The organism is Burkholderia guangdongensis, from assembly GCF_013403875.1.
Taxonomy (GTDB): Bacteria; Pseudomonadota; Gammaproteobacteria; order Burkholderiales; family Burkholderiaceae; genus Burkholderia; species Burkholderia guangdongensis.
On sequence record NZ_JACBNX010000074.1, the window covers coordinates 1 to 281 of the forward strand.

The 281-nt window shown below is 64.8% G+C and carries 1 pseudogene; it reads right to left on the bottom strand.

Annotation, left to right across the window (positions count from 1 at the left end):
• Positions 1-281: pseudogene (locus HZI36_RS26755) on the bottom strand (putrescine ABC transporter permease PotI); the annotation flags it as partial.

Genomic DNA, 281 nt, shown 5'->3' on the forward strand with positions numbered 1-281 from the left:
TGCTCCATCGCCACGAACAGCAGCAGCAGCGAGATCCCCTGGATCACCTCCGGAATCACCAGCGGCGCGTTGATCATCCCCGTGTAGAACGTGAACCCCTTGAACCGGCCGAACCGCGCCAGCACGAAACCCGCCCACGTGCCGATCACCACCGACGCGCACGCCGTCATCAGCGCGATCTTCAGCGACAGCCACGCCGCGCTCAGCAGCTCATCGTCCTGCAGCAGCGCCCCGTACCACTTCAGCGAGAACCCCGACCACACCGTCACCAGCTTCGATTC